The following is a 21,795-nucleotide window of genomic DNA, read 5'->3' as shown; positions in this document are numbered from 1 at the left end:
TTTGGCCGCGTATGGTACACCTAAGTGACCTCAAAATGCGAGTTTCAACATTGGGAATTATTTGGGTATATCAATGGGCCAAATCCTGAAATAACGAATCGGTGGCGTATTCGGCTAACACAAACAGCGGTGAACTCACTACAAACGTCGAGTTCACAGTTGATTATTGACAGGCACACCTAGCGGATTGTTCACAGGGCGGGGCGGCGGCGACTTCACACATTCCCCCCGCTTTGCCCTCGCCTATGCACCAAGCGTTGCAATCGAAGGTATCGGGATGACCTAAGTCATCACTGTGACCATGCAGGATCTCTTTCCCAGGATTGGATTCAACCAATAGACCATCGGCTAAGCAAGCCTCACCAAACATACGGCCATTGGGTTTCCCCTTATCATCGGTACCAAGATGGCAACCCGCAATACCAGGCGCCACACCGTCACTGTCCTTCCACCAGCTCTTTTGTCCTTGAGTCCAATCTGAGGGTTTAAACTCTATGGTTCCCATTGCACCAGCCATGCCTTTAGCGCCTTCGGACGGCTGTCCGATTTCGCCATGGGCAAAGGCTTGATTTGCGAACCAAAAAGTACAAGACATCAATAAAATTAACGCGTTAATTTGTTTCATAATAGCTCCTTTTTTATGAACCAGATTAATCTTAGTCGCATGTATCAATACTGCCAGTTCAAATGTGTCTTCACAGTGACAGATAACCACTTATTGGCCAGTGCACAGTTAATCTAAGTCGATTACATACAATGGCAAGCTGTGCGATTAAAGTCCCCGCTGTCGCTAGGATTACAGGCCGCGTACGGGCAAGAACCATAGGGATAAAACACGTCAAGGTCTAGCATGAAAGGAGAGCGCTTCAAATGTGGTTAGGTGCTCCAATTGAGGTTTAGCAAAATAGTAACCCTGAAAATATTCGATCCCAGTGGCGGCGAGGTAATTGAGCTCACCCTCACTCTCGATCCCCTCGGCCAATACTTTCGTATTTAACGCGAGACAATGACGTTGAATATCGGCCACCACAGATTGTTTTTCAGCGTCTAAATCGATATCACGGATCAAGGTCATATCGAGTTTTAAGACTTGGGGGCGCAGGGCTTCGAGCCAGCTTAAATCGGCAAAGCCGCTTCCAAAATCATCGATTGCAGTGATAAAGCCACGCTTAACATAGCTCTCGAAGATACGCATTAATTTTGCCCTATCGACAATTTGCTCACTCTCGGTCATTTCAAACATGATTTTGTGGATATCAAATCCATAGATATCGGCGGCCTCAATGGTCGCGCGGATACAGGTTTCGGGGTTATATACGGCATTGGGTAAAAAGTTGATACTGAGCATCTTATCGAGCCCCAGCTTTGAAGCGGTTTCTATCGCTTTAACACGGCAAGCCTGATCAAAATAATATTTGTTACTTTCGTTAATCCGCTCAAACACCCACCCCGCCCCTTCCCCATTAGGTCCTCGGACAAGGGCTTCATAACCGCTAATCTCACGGCTAGGCCAATGGATAATAGGTTGAAATGCCATTCGAATTTCAAATCCTAATGACTGACCACTTAAGCAATCCATGCAGGTTTGCTGCTTTATTCTGGCGGGGAAATCCATAAATAATCTCCTAAAGGTTACCGATAAGAGTGTGGGGATAAAAACATCACTTTGCTAGTTTTACTGTTCATATTCCAAATAATACCTACAACTCACATAAATCGAGGTTGAATTTTCTATGTTCTGTAATCTTTTGCCCATAAACCTAATTAAAGCATATGAGTGAGACTACAGTGCACAGGGGTAAAACAATGGAGCTGAGTTGTAAATCCGTCCTATACCCAGATTTACATTTTCAGTTATTAAAGTTTAACAAATGTAAATGCGAATGAATGCCATTAAACTTACGGTGTGATTAGGTTATATTGTGCAATCTTTTGCACCTACACATATAACAATCAGGCTTAATGATGAATACACTGCGCTTATCCACACTCTACTCAGCCATGATGTTAGCCCTATCGGCCGCCGCACCTAGCTATGCCGATGATGCGACCAAGAATAATGACGCCACCGATAACATTGAAAAAATGGAAGTGAAAGGCAGTTATATTGCAGGTTACAACGCCCATTCTGCCAGCGGTGCATCAAAACTAGACTTAGCGATCAGCGATATTCCACAATCAGTCTCAGTGATCACGAATGCCCAAATGAGTGATTTCCAGCTCAATAATATCAACACCGCATTAGACTCTGTCACTGGGGTCAATGTCGAACGTATCGAAACCGACCGCACCTATTACACGGCCCGTGGCTTTGATATCACTAACTTCCAAGTGGATGGTATTGGCTTACCCTTAAGTTCTGGCAGTAACCACGCCGATGAAGATACCGCCATTTACGACCGCATAGAGGTCATTCGCGGCGCAAACGGCTTAATGACAGGTGTGGGTAACCCTTCTGCCACGGTTAACTTTATTCGTAAGCGCCCGACCTCAGATAACCAACTCACAGTCAATGGCTCCTATGGCAGCTTCGACAATGCCCGTATTGAGCTCGATGGTTCAGCCAATCTATCCGATAAAATTTCCGCTCGTGCGGTGGCGGTCAAACAAACCCAAGACTCTTATCTCGACCGCTATCAACAGGATAAAACAGTACTCTATGCCTTTATTGAGGCTAATCTGTCGGACAGCACTTCGCTATCGATTAGCCACAGCTATTTAGAGAACGATGCCGATGGTGGACTTTGGGGCGCATTACCCTTGTACTATACCGATGGCAGCGCGACAAATTACGATCGCTCCACCAGCACCTCTGCAAACTGGTCTTCATGGGTCGTTCAAAAAAATAATACTGTGGTAGAACTAAGCCATTACTTCAATGATGATTGGCACTTACGCGCAACCTATTCGCACAAATCCGCGACTGAAGATACTCAGCTTTTCTATGTTTATGGCACGCCAGATAAAACTACTGGCTTAGGCTTAACGGGTTACGGCAGTGAATATGATGCGGACGAAAAAACCGATCTGGCGGATATTTATGTGAAGGGCGATTTCAGCCTGTTTGGTCGAGAACACCAGTTAGTGTTTGGCGCCAATTACTCTACGGTTGATAAAAAAGAAAACTCGCTCTACGACTACACCACAGGCAATGGTTTTCCCGCCATGCCGGACCTCAATACTTGGGATGGCAATACACCCTACCCCACATTTGCTGATGCACAAACGGGTAGTGATACCAGCTCTACCCAAAAAGCCGCCTATTTCACTGGTCGCTTTAACCTGTTTGAAGGAATGCATGTCATTGCGGGTGGACGTTTTAACCAATGGGAAGCCGAAGGCCAATCATATGGCACACCACAGGATACTGAGGCAGACGATTTTATTCCCTACCTTGGTGCCGTATATCGCTTTATGCCTGAGCTTGTCGCCTATGCCAGTTATACAGAAACCTTTTTAGCGCAAACGGAGCTAGATTCTAATGACAAGTTGCTTGATCCGGTCACAGGAGAAAGCAAAGAAGTGGGCATAAAAAGTGAGTTGTTTGAAGGAAAGCTCATCGCGAGCTTGGCCTATTTCCAAATAGATCAAGTCAATCTAGCCACATTAGATCCTGCTACGGTCAACTTACCTCCCTCAGAACAGCGATATATTGCTGCTGACGGTATCACCAGTAAAGGTTATGAAATTGATATTGCAGGTGAAGTTTATGATGGTCTACAAATCAGTGTCGGTTTTACCGACTTCGAAATTAAAGGTAACGATTTGGTGGCCAATTATACACCAAGCCAGTTGTTCAAACTGGCAGCCACTTACAACGTTGAACAACTCGAAGGCTTAACCTTTGGCGTTAATATGCGCTGGCAGGATGATATTTCCCGCTACCAAGGTGATGTTGGTGAAGGCTTTGCAAATACCGGTGAGGCCATTATTACCCGCCAAGATGCCTATGCCATTGTCGATTTAATGGCGCGCTATGCCTTTACCGATAATTTAAGTCTCACAGTAAATGCCAATAACGTGACCGATGAGAAATATATCAACAGCTTATATTGGGCCCAAGGTTTCTACGGCGCACCCGCCAATTACAGCGCAACGATAAGCTGGAAGATGTAACGCTGGCCTGACGCAATAAAAAATCACTAAAAACAATGGGCTGATTCTATTGGAGTCAGCCCATTTTTATTCTTCAGTTCTTGTTATTTAATTTTATAAACCACTTCTACTCTATCTTCTATGCTCACTTGCCCATATTGATAACTCTCAGCGACTCCCATGGCATCGGCTTTGGCATTCATGCGCAGCATCACGGGTTGTACAGGACGTTGATCGTAATAGCGGATCTGCCAGATCTTACCTAGGTTTTCACCAAAACCTTTAGCCAAAGATTCGGCTTTTTGTTTAGCATCAACAATGGCGGCTTCGCGTGCCTTTGCGACGTATTCAGCTTCTTTGCTCGACTTAAGGGCAATGTTATTCACCCGATTCATGCCTTCTTCTAAGGCCGAATCTAAGATAGCGTTCAGGCGGCTTAAGTCTGTCACCGTCACAGTAATTTGGCGGCTGGCGGTATAACCCGTCAATTCTGGCGCTTTATCCTGCACATACACGTATTGCGGTTGAAGATTTAAATTCGCGCTCTGGATTTGATCTTTAGCTACACCCGCAGCCGTTAAACGGGCGATAAACTTAGCCACTGCCGAATCGGAATTATCTTTAGCGGCTTTAGCGGTTTTTTCTGTCACGGCCACTTCCACATTTAAATCCGCCATATCGGGTTCGACTTGGATTTGGCTCACCCCCATAGTTTCAATATGCGGAAAATCGACCTCAGCGGCGAGCGCCACGGGGGCAATAAACGCACTCGAAAAAAGGCCACCCGCCACCAATACCGCTAAAAGAGAATTTTTCATAACTTACTCCAAAAATTTAAGATAAATAAAACTGAATATTCTCGACTATCTAAACTGACTATCTAAGCTATCACTTAAAGAGACAAATACCTGTGTCAATATGTAACCCTGCTAAAACCTAAAACCTTGCACTGATAAACGCGCTGGAATTTAAAAAGGGTTAATTTTTCTGAAAATTTTTAAATCTTTTTATTCCTATAAGTTCAGCAGCACATCTCAGAAAGATATCCCTATGTCCACACTCAAAATAGGTCATAGGGTTAACTGGCATATTCAATGCCCCAGTTGTACACTTTTCAGCCAAAGCTGCTGTACCTTTTAGTCACTTCAGGTATAATCCGCCAACTTTTTTAAGGCAGCTTATACCTCAGCGAGACACCATGACAGTTGAAACGTTTAAACCCAAGCAAACAACCACGCTTGATACCCCAGCAAAAACATTAGAAGCAGCAAGCACTAATGCTGTTACCACTGGGAATCGCATCGGTTTCGTGTCTTTGGGCTGCCCAAAAAACCTCGTGGATTCAGAGCGTATTCTGACTCAGTTACGCATCGACGGCTACGAAGTCACTAACAGCTACGACAATGCCGACTTAGTTATCGTCAATACCTGCGGCTTTATCGATGCCGCGGTTGAAGAGTCTCTGGACGCTGTGCGTGAAGCCTTAGAAGAAAACGGCAAAGTGATCGTGACTGGCTGTCTTGGCGCCAAAGAGAACCAAATCCGCGAAGTGCATCCAGATGTGTTAGAAATCACTGGCCCACACAGCTACGAAGCCGTGTTAAAGCACGTTCACAAATACGTGCCTAAGCCAGAGCACAACCCTTTCACCTCGTTAATCCCACAAACTGGGGTTAAGTTAACGCCTAAGCATTACGCTTATTTAAAGATTTCAGAAGGTTGCGACAACCGTTGTACCTTCTGCATCATTCCTTCGCTACGTGGCGATCTCGACAGCCGCCCAGCGGGCAGCATCCTAGATGAAGCTAAGCGTTTAGTGGAATCTGGTGTACAAGAAATTCTAGTTGTCAGCCAAGACACCTCGGCCTACGGCAAAGACAAAGGCGGTCGTACCGATTTTTGGGACGGCATGCCAGTCAAGCAAGACATTACTAGCCTAGCGCGCCAACTGGGTAAAATGGGCGCTTGGGTGCGTCTGCATTATATCTATCCCTATCCATGGGTTGACGATTTGATCCCGCTAATGGCAGAAGGTTTAATCCTGCCGTATTTGGATATTCCAATGCAGCATGCTAGCCCGCGCATCCTCAAGATGATGAAGCGCCCAGGCCGTGTTGACCGTCAGTTAGAAGCGATTCAACGCTGGCGTGAAATTTGCCCCGATCTGGTGATCCGCTCGACCTTCATCGTTGGCTTCCCAGGTGAAACCGAAGAGGATTTCCAAATCCTGCTCGATTTCTTAAAAGAAGCTCGCCTCGACCGCGTAGGTTGCTTTAAATATTCTGAAGTCGATGGCGCTGTCGCCAACACCATCGCTGAGCTTATCAGCGAAGACGTTAAAGAAGACAGATACCACAGATTTATGGAACTCCAAGCCGAGATCAGCGCCGAGCGTTTAGCCCGTTTCGTTGGCCGTACTTTAGATATTCTGATTGATGATGTAGACGAAGAAGGCGCCATTGGCCGCAGCTTCGCCGATGCACCTGAAATCGACGGCATGGTGTTTATCAATGGTGAAACTGAACTTGAGCCTGGTATGTTGGTTCGTGCCCGCATCACCCATTCAGATGAGCATGATCTGTGGGCCGAAGTAGTCGACGCTGACACCCAAGATTAAGCTAGATTCGAGGTTCTAGGGCCTAGACTCTAGCAGCTGCGCCTTTTGCAGCGACCTAGCAGGGCGAAGCCCGTCCTGCTTTTTTGCTTCAGCTCAATGCAACTTCCCACTTAATGCAGCTTTCCATTCAATTCAACTGGGCATCTGGCCCTAACATCTTATTGGCATCGACCCAAAGCTCGAACTCTTCTGCCGTGACAAACTCAAGTTCTAATGCCGCTTGGCGCAGAGTCTTATGCTCGATATGGGCTTTTTTGGCTATCTTAGCTGCCTTTTCATAACCAATATGTTGATTCAGCGCAGTCACTAACATGAGTGAATTTTCCACATGCAGCGCGATTTGTGGCTCGTTCGCCACTATGCCGACCACGCAATGATGATTAAACGACTGGCAAGCATCCCCCAATAAACGCCCAGATTGCAACACATTGGCGATAATCATCGGCTTAAACACATTGAGCTCAAACTGACCATTGCAGCCACCAATACCAACGGCGACATCATTACCCATGATTTGCGCGCACACCATGGTCATGGCCTCGACCTGAGTCGGGTTCACTTTTCCCGGCATGATCGACGAACCCGGTTCATTTTCAGGCAGTAATAACTCACCAATGCCGCAACGCGGGCCCGAACCTAACATCCTAATATCATTTGCGATCTTCATTAAACTGACCGCCGCCACTTTATAGGCAGCCGACAGCGCGACTAATTCATCGTGGGCAGCAAGGGCAGCAAACTTATTCGGCGCCGTCGCAAAGGGCAAGCCCGTGAGTTTAGCGATATTGTCCGCCACCTTAACGGCGTAATCCTTATGTGTATTCAGCCCAGTGCCGACGGCGGTCGCACCTAATGCTAACTCGGCCACACGCTTGAGGCTCTGCTCAATGCCTTCGATAACATGATTTAACTGCGCGGCGTAACCGGAAAACTCTTGGCCTAAAGTTAACGGTGTTGCATCCATAAAATGCGTGCGACCGATTTTAACTATTTGTGCAAACTCCTCCGCCTTAAGCTGCAAGCTCTGCTGCAGGCATTTCATGTTAGGTAAAACGAGTTCCACTGCTTGGCGATAGGCAGCGATATGCATGGCGGTGGGAAAGGTATCATTGGAAGATTGTGAGCGGTTAACATCGTCATTGGGATGCAAACACTTGACTGCATCACTTAGTTGCCCATCCGAGAGCACATGGCCGCGATAGGCGATCACCTCATTGACGTTCATATTGGTTTGCGTGCCCGAGCCCGTTTGCCAAATCACTAGGGGAAATTGCGCATCGAGTTCACCTGCAATCAACTCATCACACACTTGGGCAATTAACTGGGCTTTATCTTGCGTCAAAGTGCCAAGCTGTTGATTAGTGATAGCGGCGGCCTTTTTTAAATAACCAAAAGCGTGGATCACTTCGACAGGCATAGATGCCTCAGCACCAATACGAAAGTGCTGCCGCGAACGCTCAGTTTGTGCGCCCCAATAACAATCTGCGGGGACTTTCACCTCACCCATAGTGTCGTGTTCGATTCGATATTGCTGTGCCATGCGTATCTCCTTCGCTAAAACGCTCTAAGCGTTCACCATACTCGCTCAGGGCGAAAGTACAATTAATCCCCGGCAAGGATCAATAATAAAAATGTTTAAGCGTAATGATTGGCGTAAAGGCTGGCGGAACAGCATGAATTGGCAGGATTAACGAGGCACTAACACAGCAGACTAAAGCAGCGAACTAAAGCAGTAAAAAAGCAGATTAACAAAAGCGCAGACCTAGAAAGTCAAAAGGGGCATCGCCCTTGTGCTGATGCCCCTTTCGGTTTTGTGCCTTACGGTCATATGACCCTTTGCCCTTTTTCGCTTTCTCGGTGCGGGTCCTAAACAAGGGACTCGTCACTAACGCTTTGAGTGCGTTGTCGGTAATGGTGCCTCGCCCACTTTCGTGTTCTAAGGTCATATTTTGCTGTTTTTGCTTAGTCATTATATTCCTCACTACTTAATGAAAATTAAGCCCATGGCCTAATCGCGCAAACTATAGCGCAATCTAATAAGATGTACAGAGTTTGTGCAACCAAACCTAAAAAATGACTTTTACTCGTCGGAAAGCATGAAATATTACCCAAATAAAAACAAAAGATTAGACCAACAGCCATAAATTTTAACCGTTATTTAGCCATAACATTTTTGGCAAATGGATTACCTATGTAATCCATAGATAAGGAGATCAATTTGAAATCCGCGTTCATATACAAAACAGGATTTACCACTTTTTGTTTATCGCCCTACAACCTATATTAAGCTATACCTTTTCCACCTCTGAATACTGCGTGAACACATTACTATCACCCAACACTAAAGCCTATGAATTTGCCAAAGCACTGGCGGCAATGGACTCGGGCGGGGAAACAGAGCAAATTTACTTCCACTATTTTGGTTAACTGATCCAGACCAACATCTATGCAATGAGTGGGTTTAATTTCGCTTAAGTCTTTATTTTATAAGGTGTGCGACAATATGCCGCACCTGCCGCACTTGGATGATCTTTATAATGCAGCGCAATTATCCAAGTGAATGGAATACTATAAAATGGCTGCAAATTCGGCGTATTTATCTCACCCCTTTAAAATCTCAGTAATCTATTCATCCCTTGCCATTGCGCTGGGTGTCAACCCCATACCACAGGCAATGGCAGATGATAGCGAAATCACTAATATTGAGCGCATCCAAGTCCATGGTCAGCAAAGTGTGCCCGGTAACATCTTAGGTTCAGCAGAAAATATCCTTAAAGAACAAGGCGTCGATTTTTCGGAAGCGGGCGGCGTATCGGCCCTACCGATCCTCAATGGCATGATGGGCGATCGTATTAAAGTGCTTGTTGATGGCGCAGATATAACCTCCTCCTGCGCTAACCATATGAATCCACCGCTGTCCTATGTTTCTGCTAATCAAATAGCCCTGGCCGAAGTGGTTGCAGGCGTATCCCCCGTGAGTGCAGGCGGTGACAATATTGCAGGGGTCATTAAGATCACCAGTCTTAACCCTCAATTTGGCGAGAGCGAAACCATCAAGTGGAATAGCGGCGATATTTCAGCTGGATATCGCAGCGTGAGCGATACCTTGTTATTCGGCACTAGTGCTGAAGTCGCCAGTAAAAATGTTAGCCTCAGCTACCAAGGTGCCTATGAAGATGCCAACAGCTATAAAGATGGCAATGGCGATAAAGTTATTGATACCTTATACCGTGCACAAAACCATGCGCTGACCGCCGCGTGGCGTGATGAGACTCAACAAGTCGCCATCAAGCTGACCCATCAGAATATTCCATTCCAAGGTTTTCCTAACCAATACATGGATATGACGGATAACAAGAGCTACGGCGCCCTCGCCCGTTATCAGCTCAAACTCGAAGATGATGGGGAGTTCAGTGCCCAGTTAAACTGGCACGGCGTGAAACACGAGATGGGCTTTTTCACCCCTGAAAAAACCGGCAAAATGCCGATGAATACTGAGGGCGATGACTATAGCTATCAACTGCACTGGCGCCTGCCAATGGGCAATGACAGCACTCTGCTGATCGGCCAAGAATACTATAGCTACCAACTCGACGATGTTTGGCCTGCGGTACCAGGCACTATGATGGCGCCTAATGAATACATCAATATCAACGATGGCGAACGTCAACGCGCCGCCGTTTATGGCGAATGGCAACAAAATCTCACCCCTTTGTGGTGGTTATCGGCGGGGATTCGCTTTGAGTATGTCACCACTAACACGGGTGAAGTCCAAGCCTATAACAATATGCCAATGATGGGCATGCCCAATGTCGATGCTGAGGCAGCCAAAGCCTTTAATGCCATGGACAGAAGGCGTGATGATGACCTGATTGACGCCACTTTACTGGCCCGCTATCAATTATCAACCAATCAACAACTTGAGTTTGGTCTAGCCCGCAAGAATCGCGCACCGAATCTGTATGAACGTTACAGCTGGGGTCGCGGCACTATGGCGACCACTATGATAGGTTGGTATGGCGATGGAAATGGTTATGTAGGTAACCCCGATCTTAAGCCGGAAACCGCCCATACCTTGAGCGCAGCCTATAAATATAACGGTGATAGCTGGCAAGCCTCGACCACAACTTGGTACACAGCGGTGACTGACTATATCGATGCTGAGGTGATTGGTGGCTTTAACCGTGCAAGCACGCCCGATGGCAAACGTAATATCCTCAAATTCACTAACCTCGATGCCAATCTCTATGGCGCTAAGTTTAATGCGCTCTACCAATTTGCCGAAACCAACAGTGGCAAATGGCAAGTGTTAGGCAAAGTGAATGTGACCCGTGGCGAGCGGGATGAAGGCGATGAACCTTTATATCAAATCAAGCCGTTACAAACCGAGCTGGCGCTGCAACACCAATGGAAAGATTGGGAAAACAGCCTAGCATGGCAGTGGGTGGCGACCAAAGACCGCGTCGACGACCGCCGCCTTGAAAATGAAACCGACAGCTACTCCTTGCTTAATTTAAACAGCAGTATGAAATGGCAGGATCTGACCCTCACCTTCGCGGTTAATAACCTGTTTGATACCTATTATGAGTTGCCATTAGGCGGTGTAAGTGTGGCCGAATTTAAGGCCGATAGCAGTAATGGTTTTAACCAAGTGGCAGGTGCAGGTCGCTCATTCGAACTGAGCGCAAGCTATGCGTTTTAACGACTAGTTTTTAAAGGCACTGTTTTTAACAACATGGGTTTTTAACGACACGGCTTTTTAGGGCGAACAGCTCTAATCGACGAGTTAAACAAAAAGGGCAAGCAGATTAAATGATTAATCGCTTACCCTTTTTTATACTCAAACCACATGCATGCCACTGGCACTCAAGCACTGAGACGACTTAAGCGCACTATGCAGCACGGCTGAACGAGTGACACTATGAATTAGTTACCCGCAACTTTCATCTTAGATAATAAGATGCCACCGGTACGAATCGATGAGCGCAGATCAAAATCCTTACTCACGGCTTGTACGCCACGGAACATGTCCTTCAGGTTACCCGCAATAGTGATCTCTTCCACTGGATATTGGATCTCGCCGTTTTCGACATAGAAACCCGCCGCACCACGGGAATAATCACCGTTCACCATGTTAACGCCTTGGCCCATGACTTCAGTCACAATCAAGCCAGTGCCCATGTCTTTGACCAGTTGGTCGAAGGTTTGGCCCGTGTGACCGAGCGTCCAATTGTAGATACCGCCCGCATGACCGGTGTTCGGTAAGCCTAATTTGCGCGCCGAGTAGCTAGTCAACAAATAGGTTTCTAACATGCCGCGATCGATAATGCGTCTATCTTGGGTTGCCACGCCTTCACTGTCGTAATTGGCGCTCGCGAGTGCCCCCTGTAAATGGGGCTGCTCTTCAATATTGAACCAATCGGGAAAGATTTGCGTGTGGATTGCATCCAATAAGAAGCTGGATTTGCGATATAAACTGCCGCCACTGATAGCACCGATAAAGTGACCAATTAAGCCAGTCGCAATCTCGGGGGCTAATAAAATCGGCAAACGTGTCGTGGCAATCTTGCGTGCACCTAAACGGCTCACCGTCTTCTCGGCGGTCTTTAACCCTACGGTTTCTGGCGCAAGCATCTCGCTGAATTTACGGGCGATAGTGTAATCGTAATCCCGTTGCATATTGCCTTCGCTATCTTCACCGATCACGCTGCAACTCAAACTATAACGTGAGCTGCAATAACCATTTAAGAAGCCATGGCTGTTGCCATACACTTTAACCGCGGTGTGCGCATTGGCACTGGCGCCATCGGAATTATTGATACGAGGATCGGCATCGAGTGCCGCAGTTTCGGCGCGGATAGCGAGCTTGGCTAACTCCTCGGGGGAAATATCTTCTGGATAATACAGCTGCAGATCTCGGATCTGAGTTGCCATCAAGGCTTTATCGGCAAGACCACTGAATGGATCAGGAGAAGTATAACGGGCGATATCGTCGGCCGCTTTCACCGCTAAGGCAATGGCCTCTGGACTTAAATCCGATGTCGATGAACTGCCCTTGCAACCATCGCGGTAAACCGTAATCCCTAAGGCACCATCTTTATTAAATTCAACGGTTTCGACTTCTTTTAAACGGGTAGAAACCGACAATCCTTGTTGTTTACTGATCGCCACTTCGGCAGCATTGGTTCCTAATTTGTTGGCATATTCCAACGCCACGGCCACTGCATCTTTCAGCGCGCCCAATTCACTATCGATTCTGTTCAAAGACACAAAGCTACTCTTTCGTTGTCGGCAATTGCGCTAGCATAACAAACACAAAACCCATTCACATTATTTATTAGCGTCATATCAGTACCAAAATGAGACTTATCACCATCACTATAAGCACATTCACCTAGGCGATTTTTGGCTGGAGATGTTATTATTAGCGAGTTATTTACTTGAGGTTTTATCTATATGAAGATTGTTGGTGATTCAGAGCATTTTAAACAGCCCTACGACATTGATGAAGATTATGTCAGCAGCAAAACATCGGACAAGCGTGATAGTGAGGCTGTTCAAAAAGTCGGTATGGAGCTTGTTTCACTGAGCAAGACTCAGCTAGATAAAATCGAGCTGGATGAATTTTTGTACGACGCTATCCTGCAAACACGCAAAATCAAAGTCAATACTGAGGCGTATCGTCGCCATATGCAGTATATCGGCAAATTGATGCGTAATTTTGATATTGAGCCAATCAAGGCTTCACTCGCTATCGTGTTGAATAAAAACAATAACGAAACCGCAAAACTGCAAATATTCGAAAAAATGCGTGAACGCTTATTGACTCAAGGTGACGATGAAATCCAAACCTTAGTCGAGCATTACCCGCAATTGGATCGGCAAAAACTGCGCACTTTAGTTCGCCAGGCGACTAAAGAGCTAGACAAAGGCCCTGATTCAAAATCATCTAAAGAGCTGTTTAAATATCTACGCAGCGAAATCCAAGACTAATTAACTTCAGCCCCACAAGGATGTTGCTTATGCGACTTAGCAAAACGTTAGCGGTATTTTCTTGGCTATTACTGGGCGCATTAGCGCTCAGTGGTTGTAATGGTGCCGCCGATGGTACCGACACTGACGGTACAACAGATAGCTACAGCTTAACGCTAGGCTATAAAACTGTAGTCAACGGCAAGTGCACCGATACAACCACTAATTTAAGCTTTGCCTCCGATGCGAGTTTTTGTGCCGTCGCGACCTTGAAAAAGGGCTCAAGTAAACTCAGCGGGCAGCTCGTTAGCTTCACAGCGACCCTAGGCACTGTTGCGCCCGCAACGAAACTCACTAATGCAGATGGCATTGCTGAAGTCATCATTTCCAACGCCGCATTGACGGAAGAAGCGGGAACTGTCACCGCCAGTTATACCCCAACCGATGCCGATGCACTCAGCGTCACGCGCAACTACGAATTTATCAGCTCAGGTGACAACACGACCGAAACCTTTAAACTCAGCGCCAGCATTTTAAGTGGTTCAGCCTTAGTGAATCGATTTAAAGTAGATGAATCAGTTCAACTGCAAGCCATATTGCTCGATAGCGAAAGTAATGGTATTACCGATGCAAAAGTGACCTTTACCGCAGGTTCGGCCACGCTAAATCCAGCCAGTGCACTGACCAATACCCAAGGTATTGCGCAGGTGACCTACACGCCAAGCGATACCGAATTAGGGGCAAACGCCTTAACGGTAACGGTGGAATATCAAGGTCAATCACTGCAAACCAGCAGTCTGTATGAAGTCTTAAGTAAAGATGCGGTCAATCAAGAAGGGACGCTAAAACTCGGCTCATTCAATGGCACTGTCTTTACCGAAGGTAAATTGGCGAGCACCTTGACCGCCGATGCCAATGGCGCATATAAGATCAGCGCAGGCGGCAGCTTTGGGGTAAGCGCGAGTTTAGTATTAGAGGCCAATGACGGCACTGTTACCCGAGTGCAAACTCCCTCTTCCATCAGCTTTAGCTCAGATTGCACTAGCAGTAATAGTGCAACACTCGATACGCCAGTCACCACCTTATCAGGTAATGCGAGTTCAACCTTCCAAGACACGAGTTGCAGTGGCAACAGTGAACGTAGCGACCAAATCATTGCCACTACAGTGGCCGGTAATCAGACGCTAACGGCAAATTTTCCGTTTACTCTGCAACGCCAAACACTTGCCAGCTTAAGTTTTGAGTCGGCAGAACCCACTCAAATTCGCATCAAAGGTGCGGGCGGTACAGGTGCAAGCGAGTCCTCTTTAGTTAGCTTTAAAGTCACCAGTGCCAACGGCCAACCCGCAGCGCAGCAAAAGGTCAGCTTTACCTTAGATACAGTGGTCGGCGGTTTAAGTTTTGCCAATGGCACAGCCAATGCTGAAAGTCTGACTAACTCCCAAGGTATCGCCAGTGTGCGGGTGTTATCCGGCACAGTACCCACACCAGTGCGCGTGGTCGCCACAGCCGTTGATGCCGATACTAACGAAGTCATTACTAGTCAATCGGAGCAACTGACAGTCAATACAGGTTTGCCGCAACAGCTTGGATTTAGTTTAGCAACGAGTAATGCCAATCCTGAAGCAGGTAATATTGATGGTGAAAAAGTCACTGTGACAGCAAGGCTGTCCGATAGCTTTGGCAACCCTGCGCCCAATGACACAACAGTCAACTTCACTAGTGAAGGTGGTCAAATAGAGCCAAGCTGCTTAACCCAAAATGGTGCCTGCAGTGTGACTTGGACCTCGAGCGCCCCAAGACCTCAAGATCATCGTATAACAGTATTAGCCTACGCTTTAGGCCACGAAACCTTTTTTGATACCAATGGCAACAACCAGTTTGATACAGCCGACGGCGGAGCCATTGCAACAGCTTGCTTGATAAATGGCGTTCCTGTGGCTTGTAGTGGTAACGGCTTTGATGTTGAAACCTTTCATAGCTCAGGCTTTAGCGATTTACCAACCGCCTTTCGCGATGATAACGAAAACTTTGCCTATGATAGTGGTGAACGCTATTTCGATAACCTCGCCAGCAGCACCTACAAAGGTGCCGATGGAAAGTTTAACGGCCCTCAATGTCAAGGCGCACTCTGTGGTACAGGCCAAGCTAATAAGACTTACGTTCGCAAAGCGGTTGTGATGATAATGTCAGGCTCAAAAGCCTATTTCTCCCTATGGCAAGATGATGTCAAAGTATATGAAGATCGCCTAGGTCAGAATATTCTCAACAATCTTGAGTCTTTAACGGCAATCCCTGCCGGGCAAACATCCGAATTTACCGTAAAGTTCTACGACAGTGCCGATCAAATTATGCCCTCTAGCACAACGCTTAATATCGGTGCGGATAAAGGGGAATTACTATCAACAACCTATACTGTCCCTAAAACGAATAATGCTAATGCTGGTATGACGGACTTTTTCCTCAAGAATACTGGAACCGCTAGCAGCCAAGTGGTACTAACAGTGAATACACCAAGTGGTGTTGAAACCTTGCTTAAGTTCAATATATTGCTGCAATAGTCGGTAATGTATCCGTAAAACAAAGACCCGCCAATGCGGGTCTTTTTTTAGCTCCAGATGCCAATGATTACCTATCATTGGGACCGAGATAAAACACACAAAGAGACGTATCCTCTGGTTTTTCCTCTTGCTTTCCAATGCCTTATATAAACACTCAGTTACCCTTGTTTGTCCTCTTGTTCTCCCACGATCGCTTTAGCTGGACTCATCAGCCTTAAGGTAAAGAACGTCATGGCGCTGAGCACCAGCGCAATTTCGAGGCGGCCAGTGGCGACCGATATCCCGATAGCTCCCGTTAACCATAGACTTGCAGCTGTTGCAGTACCTGAAACAAAGCCTTCACCTTTCACCGCATTTTTAAGAATGGCACCGCCACCAATAAACCCTATCCCTGTGATGATACCTTCCATCACACGGGCTTCTGCATCCGTTGAACTCAGTACCTCAATACCAACCAGCATATATCCGCATGCGGCAACTGCGACCAGCGGAAAGGTGCGCAAGCCCGCCGTACGTTCACGCTTTTCGCGGTCCCAACCGATCGGCAGGGCCAGAATAAAGGCAAACAATAAGTCGCGTACATGCAGTGCGGCAACACTTAACTCAAGATCAGGTATTAGGTTCATAGGCCTCTTTTACAGGGGTTTAAAAGTGAATCGAAAAATCATAGTCAAGCTCTGCTTATCGACCTTTAGCTGCAACAAAACAGGCGTTCCGCAACCAGTTTGAAGGATGCAAATCGCAGTGTCGGTGCGTTGTCGAACCGAACAAAAAAACGGCATATGGCGATGCAGATACGGTCCTGGGGATGGTTCGCTATCGAACAGACACAGCCCATCAACTCAATAAGAATCGATAAAGGTTGGCGGTTTGAGCGGTATCTCTATTGTCAACATTCCCCACCTCACCGGAGAACAATTATGGCTATGAATAAAAAACCAGACCCGTCATCACGAGTGCAAAGCAAAGACGACTCATCCGTCGCCGCAACAGAGGGTCAGGAATCTGTGCTTAAAACGAATGACATAGTTGCAAAGCAAGCTAGCGATAGCGATACCTTGGTCGCGGCTATGCCCTACAACATTAATAAGGCGTTCGACTATGGCTTTGATAACGCCATGGCACCTGTACCCGGTGTGACGGTGGAGTTGCCCTCTATTGCATTAACGGCAAGCACGGCAACTGAGGATATCGAAACGGCTAAAACCGGTAGCGCTGTGCGACCTGGGATTAACCCTATGGTCGACTCGCTCAATCGGGTTCGTGTCGATGCAAGCGCTCAGCCTTTGACCACCAATCAAGGGGTTAGGATTGGCGATAATCAAAATAGCCTGAAAGCTGGATTACGTGGGCCATCCTTGCTTGAAGATTTCATCCTGCGGGAAAAAATTACCCATTTTGATCACGAACGTATCCCAGAACGGATAGTTCATGCTCGCGGTTCAGGAGCTCACGGCTACTTCAAAGCCTATGATGCACTGGGCAAATATACTCGCGCAGCACCTTTTGCCGAGCAAGGCAAAATCACCCCTGTGTTCGTACGTTTTTCTACGGTAGCTGGCGAGCGTGGTTCAAAAGACACGGCGCGTGATGTGCGCGGCTTTGCGGTGAAGTTTTATACCGACGAGGGCAACTGGGATCTGGTTGGAAATAACATGCCAGTATTCTTTATTCAGGATGCGATGAAGTTCCCCGATCTAGTGCACGCAGTTAAGCCTGAACCACACCACGGCATGCCTCAGGCAGCATCGGCCCATGATACCTTCTGGGACTTTGTTTCACTGATGCCAGAGTCCACCCATATGCTGATGTGGGTGATGTCGGACCGCGCTATACCGCGCAGTTATCGCATGATGCAAGGCTTTGGCGTGCATACCTTTCGTTTAGTAAACGAAGAGGGGCAATCCGTATTTTGTAAATTCCACTGGAAGCCGCTGCAAGGCACGCATTCATTGCTGTGGGATGAGGCGGTGAAAATATCGGGCGCAGATCCTGATTTCCACCGACGTGATTTATGGGAAGCCATAGAGTCGGGCGAGTTTCCGGAATGGGAGCTCGGGTTACAAATTTTTAGCGAGGAACAGGCCGATGGTTTCAGCTTCGATGTACTCGATTCAACTAAGCTGATCCCAGAGGAACTGGTGCCAGTACTGCCTGTTGGGCGTATGGTGCTCAATCGCAATCCTGATAACTTCTTTGCCGAAACCGAACAGGTTGCGTTCTGTACCGCACATGTTATTCCGGGCATAGACTTCTCTAATGACCCACTGCTTGCGGGTCGTATCCACTCCTATGTCGATACTCAAATCACCCGTTTAGGCGGCGCGAATTTTCACGAAATCCCGATCAATGCACCACTAGCCCCGGTTCAAAATAACCAACGCGATGGCATTCATCGTCAGGCGATCAATCGTGGCCGTGTTGCCTACGAGCCAAATTCACTGGCGGGTGGCTGTCCATTTCAAGCTGGAAGCAGCGGATTTGTGTCGTTTCCAGAGAGAATTAGCGAAGACAAAATCCGTGGCAAGCCGGAAAAATTCGCCGAGCACTATCTACAAGCAACTTTGTTTTTCAATAGTCAAACGGCTGTCGAAAAAGCCCATATCGTCGATGCATTTCGCTTCGAGCTCAGCAAAGTCGCAGTCCCTGCCATACGCAATCGGATGCTGTCCTCGTTGGTGAATGTCTCCCCTGAACTTGCCGCTGAAGTTGCTGCAGGCCTAGGTATGGCTGTTCCCGATGCAATGCCCAAAGCCATCGCTGAGCCGCTGTCACCTGAAGTAACAGTCTCTACCGCCTTGTCGCTGATGGCATTACCGGGCGAATGCGGTATCCGTACACGTCAGATTGCCGTGTTAATCGAGGACGGTGTTCACCATGCATCCTTGGTCAGCCTTCATGCGGCGTTAGTAGACGCTGGAGCTGTCGTTCATTTTGTGGGGCCGCGAATAGGGAGCTTTGTGGGTGCTTCAGGCGAGAAAATAGAAGCGGACAAATCGATGGAGAATTCTCCAGCTGTGCTGTTTGATGCCATGGTCCTACCCGATGGAAACGATGCGGTTCGGGCACTTGCAGGCAATAGCAACACAATCCCATTTATAAAAGAGTTGTACCTACACGGCAAAACGATCCTTGCTTTGGGTAACGGACGGGAACTGCTGGACATGGCCAGCGTTGGATCAGGCATGGATGAAGATAAGGGGATCCTACTGGCAGACAGCGCCGATACGGCTGACATTGTGCCGGTATTTATTGATGCGGTCGCAGCTCATCGCCACCCCTCTCGCGATTCGATAACCCAATGAAGTTGTAACCATATTAAGCAGCACGATTGTCGCACACTACCAACCACTGTTTAAACAATGTCACTAAAGGATAACGTAATGAACAAGAAACCCTATATCAAAAAACAACTGCACGAGTTGTTGTATCAGGCTATCGAGACGGAACGCGGTGGCATAAAGATCTATGAAACTGCACTTTCATGCGCGCAGAACAAGGATTTAAAAACTGAATGGCAAGAGTACCTTGAGCAAACTCGCACCCACGAGCAGGTATTAATGGATGTTTTTGGTGAGCTAGGACTGGATCCGGACACCATGACACCAGGTCGTAAAGTCGCGGCTCATATTGGAGATTCGCTGGTCAAAGCGATGCAAATGGCAAAGGCAGGAGACACCGCCGCTGCAGCACAACTGGTCGCTGGCGAGTGTGTCGTTCTGGCAGAAACCAAAGATCACCAGAACTGGGAATTGATTGGACATCTGGCAGAGCACGGAGAGGGCCAGGAAACGAAGGCGTTAAAAACTGCATTCGAATTGGTGGCGCAGGATGAGCACCATCACCTCTATCACACCAAGGGATTCCTGCGCGAATTATGGATCGAGTCGCTTGGTTTACCTGCCGTCCTACCACCTCCAGAGGAAGTGAAAAAGGTTGAAACCGCCATTGGCGCAGCGCGGGCAGAAAACCTTCGTGATGACATGCTGAAGTCTAAAAACTGATGGATATGCGTGTTGGCATCGAATAACGGAGTGACACCAACAAGGAAGCCTGTGCCGTTATAACCGTACTGTTTTTCAGCTCCAACAACAATGCCAACACTGTGGATAACCTTACTACCTTATTTATAAATACAAAATGGAGAGACACATGTCAGAAGTTAACCTAGGTATGGAACCGATGAGAGATCGCCGCGTTCCAGCAAACATCATTAACACCCCATACGGATCTAGCGCCGTCTCATGGGCAGCCATCTTTGCAGGAGCGGCAGGTGCCGCAGCGCTGTCACTGTTATTAATGCTCCTCGGCACTGGGCTGGGTTTCTCTGCTATATCGCCGTGGAGTATGGAGGGCATCAGTGCAGCAACCTTTGGTGTTGCAGCAATCGCATGGCTGAGTTTCACTCAACTCGCTGCGTCAGGCATGGGCGGCTATCTAGCCGGACGACTGCGCACCAAATGGACAGATGTACATACGGATGAAGTGTACTTTCGCGATACCGCTCACGGTTTTCTGACATGGGCTGTCGCATCACTGCTAACCGTTGTGGTACTGACGTCGGTCGTGGGTAGCATTGGCAGTGGCGTCCGTGCTAGTGCTAACGTTGTCGGCAAAGCGGCAGGTGCGGTAGGGAATGTGGCAGGAACCGCTGTGGGTTCGGCTGCAACGCTAGCCGCAGGTGAGACTGGCTCTGGCAGGGGTGACCATTCCATCGGCTATTTTGTTGATTCACTGTTCCGTGGTGACACTAACAGCTCCCGTGAAAGAACACCACCGCAGGTAAACAAACCGGCCCAAGAAATTCCAGCAGAAAGAATGACACCTCAGGTCAATGAGCAAATGCCTAGCGTCCAAACTGAAGCTACAGCACCCCAAGTAAACGCATTGGCAAACGAGCAAGCCCCTGAAATCTTGCCAATTCCAGTCCGTGAAGTCTCACGGATACTCGCACAGGCACTGCAAACAGGTACGTTGCCGCAAGAGGACGAACGTTATATAGGTCAACTCATTGCACAACGAACCGATCTGACTCAGCAGGAAGCAGAGCAGCGTGTGTCACAGGGATTTGAGAAAGTACAAACCACGCTGAAAAATGCGGAAACTACGGCTCGCCAAGCCGCAGATGAAGCACGTAAAGCATCAGCCTATGCTGCACTTTGGATGGCTGTAGCACTATTGTTGGGCGCATTTGTCGCAAGTGTGATGGCTATTTTCGGTGGCCGTCAACGCGATGCTTAATTCGCACACTGTTTATTCAATTTAAAGGAGGTTGTTATGCGTTCAATATTACTTTGGTTTATCGGGATCCCAATTCCGATCATTATCTTAATCGCGCTGATCTTTTAGAACACGCGACTCCCCTTTACCAGTACGCAGAGTGCAAGCTGGTAAAGGTTTTTTTAATCGAATCGGCTTAATCTAAAACAAAGACCCGCCAATGCCTGTCTCTTATACACAAATCCCCCGATAAATTCGGGGGATTTTTTTGAACTCGCGCTGATGTTGTTGATCTGATCTACAAAACAACTTTAGGCGCACGCTATGAAT

Annotated in this window: 15 protein-coding genes; 8 read left to right on the top strand and 7 right to left on the bottom strand. The window is 47.5% G+C overall.

The window, feature by feature from the left end:
- Positions 1 to 163 precede the first annotated feature (163 nt).
- Entirely contained in the window at positions 164 to 625 is a 462-nt protein-coding gene (locus L2744_RS18575) for a hypothetical protein (RefSeq protein WP_248993289.1), read from the bottom strand.
- Between the two features lie 213 nt (positions 626 to 838).
- On the bottom strand, positions 839 to 1,615 hold the full coding sequence (locus tag L2744_RS18570; RefSeq protein WP_248993288.1) for an EAL domain-containing protein: 777 nt from the start codon (positions 1,613 to 1,615) through the stop codon (positions 839 to 841).
- Between the two features lie 350 nt (positions 1,616 to 1,965).
- On the opposite strand from L2744_RS18570, the gene L2744_RS18565 reads away from it, so the two are divergent.
- Complete coding sequence (locus L2744_RS18565; protein WP_248993297.1) at positions 1,966 to 4,116, top strand: TonB-dependent siderophore receptor; 2,151 nt, start codon at positions 1,966 to 1,968, stop codon at positions 4,114 to 4,116.
- Positions 4,117 to 4,199: 83 nt separating this feature from the next.
- Here the strand turns inward: L2744_RS18565 and L2744_RS18560 are convergent, their stop codons facing one another.
- Positions 4,200 to 4,913, bottom strand: a complete 714-nt coding sequence (locus tag L2744_RS18560; protein WP_248993287.1) for an oxidative stress defense protein — start codon at positions 4,911 to 4,913, stop codon at positions 4,200 to 4,202.
- Between the two features lie 380 nt (positions 4,914 to 5,293).
- Between L2744_RS18560 and rimO the strand changes: the two genes are divergently transcribed.
- Positions 5,294 to 6,712, top strand: a complete 1,419-nt coding sequence (rimO, locus tag L2744_RS18555) for a 30S ribosomal protein S12 methylthiotransferase RimO (protein WP_248993286.1) — start codon at positions 5,294 to 5,296, stop codon at positions 6,710 to 6,712.
- 127 nt (positions 6,713 to 6,839) lie between these two features.
- On the opposite strand, the gene fumC is transcribed toward rimO, so the two are convergent.
- Positions 6,840 to 8,252: a class II fumarate hydratase gene (fumC, locus tag L2744_RS18550; protein WP_248993285.1), complete on the bottom strand. Its 1,413-nt coding sequence runs from the start codon at positions 8,250 to 8,252 to the stop codon at positions 6,840 to 6,842.
- Positions 8,253 to 8,457: 205 nt separating this feature from the next.
- Positions 8,458 to 8,682 (bottom strand): ribosome alternative rescue factor ArfA, encoded by a 225-nt coding sequence (locus L2744_RS18545; protein WP_248993284.1) that lies wholly within the window; start codon positions 8,680 to 8,682, stop codon positions 8,458 to 8,460.
- Between the two features lie 605 nt (positions 8,683 to 9,287).
- Between L2744_RS18545 and L2744_RS18540 the strand changes: the two genes are divergently transcribed.
- Positions 9,288 to 11,414 carry a TonB-dependent receptor gene (locus L2744_RS18540; protein ID WP_248993283.1) on the top strand — a complete coding sequence of 709 codons (2,127 nt, stop codon included), beginning with the start codon at positions 9,288 to 9,290 and terminating at the stop codon, positions 11,412 to 11,414.
- A 224-nt stretch (positions 11,415 to 11,638) separates the two neighbouring features.
- Here L2744_RS18540 and pmbA read toward each other — a convergent pair whose 3' ends face one another.
- Positions 11,639 to 12,982 (bottom strand): metalloprotease PmbA, encoded by a 1,344-nt coding sequence (pmbA, locus tag L2744_RS18535; RefSeq protein ID WP_248993282.1) that lies wholly within the window; start codon positions 12,980 to 12,982, stop codon positions 11,639 to 11,641.
- Between the two features lie 186 nt (positions 12,983 to 13,168).
- Between pmbA and yjgA the strand changes: the two genes are divergently transcribed.
- Together yjgA and L2744_RS18525 are read left to right on the top strand one after the other, a co-directional pair.
- Complete coding sequence (gene yjgA, locus L2744_RS18530; protein ID WP_248993281.1) at positions 13,169 to 13,705, top strand: ribosome biogenesis factor YjgA; 537 nt, start codon at positions 13,169 to 13,171, stop codon at positions 13,703 to 13,705.
- 29 nt (positions 13,706 to 13,734) lie between these two features.
- Positions 13,735 to 16,245, top strand: coding sequence for an Ig-like domain-containing protein (locus L2744_RS18525; protein ID WP_248993280.1), 2,511 nt, complete (start codon positions 13,735 to 13,737; stop codon positions 16,243 to 16,245).
- A gap of 158 nt (positions 16,246 to 16,403) precedes the next feature.
- On the opposite strand, the gene L2744_RS18520 is transcribed toward L2744_RS18525, so the two are convergent.
- Positions 16,404 to 16,871 carry an MgtC/SapB family protein gene (locus tag L2744_RS18520; protein ID WP_248993279.1) on the bottom strand — a complete coding sequence of 156 codons (468 nt, stop codon included), beginning with the start codon at positions 16,869 to 16,871 and terminating at the stop codon, positions 16,404 to 16,406.
- A 294-nt stretch (positions 16,872 to 17,165) separates the two neighbouring features.
- Between L2744_RS18520 and L2744_RS18515 the strand changes: the two genes are divergently transcribed.
- The 3 genes from L2744_RS18515 (at position 17,166) to L2744_RS18505 (ending at position 21,486) form a co-directional block, all read left to right on the top strand.
- Positions 17,166 to 19,550 carry a catalase gene (locus tag L2744_RS18515; protein ID WP_248993278.1) on the top strand — a complete coding sequence of 795 codons (2,385 nt, stop codon included), beginning with the start codon at positions 17,166 to 17,168 and terminating at the stop codon, positions 19,548 to 19,550.
- 78 nt (positions 19,551 to 19,628) lie between these two features.
- Positions 19,629 to 20,249, top strand: a complete 621-nt coding sequence (locus tag L2744_RS18510; protein WP_248993277.1) for a hypothetical protein — start codon at positions 19,629 to 19,631, stop codon at positions 20,247 to 20,249.
- A 148-nt stretch (positions 20,250 to 20,397) separates the two neighbouring features.
- Positions 20,398 to 21,486: a hypothetical protein gene (locus tag L2744_RS18505; RefSeq protein WP_248993276.1), complete on the top strand. Its 1,089-nt coding sequence runs from the start codon at positions 20,398 to 20,400 to the stop codon at positions 21,484 to 21,486.
- Positions 21,487 to 21,795 lie beyond the last annotated feature (309 nt).

The organism is Shewanella profunda, assembly GCF_023283765.1.
Classification (GTDB): domain Bacteria; phylum Pseudomonadota; class Gammaproteobacteria; order Enterobacterales; family Shewanellaceae; genus Shewanella; species Shewanella profunda.
This window is presented reverse-complemented; position numbering and strand designations above follow the sequence as displayed.

Bases quoted from the DNA above. Each gene is read 5' to 3' on its own strand.
- L2744_RS18575 (WP_248993289.1), bottom strand. From the start codon at position 625: ATGAAACAAATTAACGCGTTAATTTTATTGATGTCTTGTACTTTTTGG.
- L2744_RS18570 (WP_248993288.1), bottom strand. From the start codon at position 1,615: ATGGATTTCCCCGCCAGAATAAAGCAGCAAACCTGCATGGATTGCTTA.
- L2744_RS18565 (WP_248993297.1), top strand. From the start codon at position 1,966: ATGAATACACTGCGCTTATCCACACTCTACTCAGCCATGATGTTAGCC.
- L2744_RS18560 (WP_248993287.1), bottom strand. From the start codon at position 4,913: ATGAAAAATTCTCTTTTAGCGGTATTGGTGGCGGGTGGCCTTTTTTCG.
- rimO (WP_248993286.1), top strand. From the start codon at position 5,294: ATGACAGTTGAAACGTTTAAACCCAAGCAAACAACCACGCTTGATACC.
- fumC (WP_248993285.1), bottom strand. From the start codon at position 8,252: ATGGCACAGCAATATCGAATCGAACACGACACTATGGGTGAGGTGAAA.
- L2744_RS18545 (WP_248993284.1), bottom strand. From the start codon at position 8,682: ATGACTAAGCAAAAACAGCAAAATATGACCTTAGAACACGAAAGTGGG.
- L2744_RS18540 (WP_248993283.1), top strand. From the start codon at position 9,288: ATGGCTGCAAATTCGGCGTATTTATCTCACCCCTTTAAAATCTCAGTA.
- yjgA (WP_248993281.1), top strand. From the start codon at position 13,169: ATGAAGATTGTTGGTGATTCAGAGCATTTTAAACAGCCCTACGACATT.
- L2744_RS18525 (WP_248993280.1), top strand. From the start codon at position 13,735: ATGCGACTTAGCAAAACGTTAGCGGTATTTTCTTGGCTATTACTGGGC.
- L2744_RS18520 (WP_248993279.1), bottom strand. From the start codon at position 16,871: ATGAACCTAATACCTGATCTTGAGTTAAGTGTTGCCGCACTGCATGTA.
- L2744_RS18515 (WP_248993278.1), top strand. From the start codon at position 17,166: ATGGCTATGAATAAAAAACCAGACCCGTCATCACGAGTGCAAAGCAAA.
- L2744_RS18510 (WP_248993277.1), top strand. From the start codon at position 19,629: ATGAACAAGAAACCCTATATCAAAAAACAACTGCACGAGTTGTTGTAT.
- L2744_RS18505 (WP_248993276.1), top strand. From the start codon at position 20,398: ATGTCAGAAGTTAACCTAGGTATGGAACCGATGAGAGATCGCCGCGTT.